General features: G+C 60.4%; 1 protein-coding gene. It reads right to left on the bottom strand.

Annotated elements, in window-relative coordinates:
* Positions 1 to 111: 111 nt before the first annotated feature.
* A complete protein-coding gene (locus AB0T83_RS20325) occupies positions 112 to 402 on the bottom strand; it encodes a HigA family addiction module antitoxin (RefSeq protein ID WP_366195012.1) in 291 nt (96 codons plus the stop codon).
* Positions 403 to 525: the final 123 nt, after the last annotated feature.

Genomic DNA, 525 nt, shown 5'->3' with positions numbered 1-525 from the left:
CCCGAAGGGGCTATTTGCCCACAGCCAACATCCCCACGATTCCTCCGTCCAAGGGAAGATGTTCCAAGCGCGAGCCTTTTTCAGCAGCCTGCTAAGCGATTGGCCGGAGACTCAAGCAGCAACCAGCGGCTTGATGCCCGAGGCATCGACGCTCTTGCGGGCCGCGGCCATGTCGTAGTTGGCCTGCATTATGATCCAGAACTCCGGTGTAGTCCAAAGCGCGTTGGACAGCCGCAAGGCCGTGTCGGGGGTTACGCCGGTCTGCCTTTTCACCAGCCGCTCGATGCGGGTACGCGGCACGCCAATTGCCTTCGCAAGGCCAATCGCGGAAACACCAAGCAGCTCAAAAAATTCATGGCGAAGGATTTCGCCCGGGTGGCAAGGGTCGGTCATAAGTCCCATGAGCATTTCTTTTCAGTGGCAGTCCGTGAACTCAACATCGGCGGGGCGTAACCATCCGGCGTAGGCCGCGGTCGCTGGCGTCTCTTAGATCGTAGCCTTGGGTTTGCGACGCCGCGGGGCCCA

The sequence above is a fragment of the Meridianimarinicoccus marinus genome, assembly GCF_040689105.1.
GTDB lineage: Bacteria > Pseudomonadota > Alphaproteobacteria > Rhodobacterales > Rhodobacteraceae > Meridianimarinicoccus > Meridianimarinicoccus marinus.
Note: the sequence above shows the minus strand (reverse complement) of the source record. Positions and strands in the feature narration are given on the sequence as shown.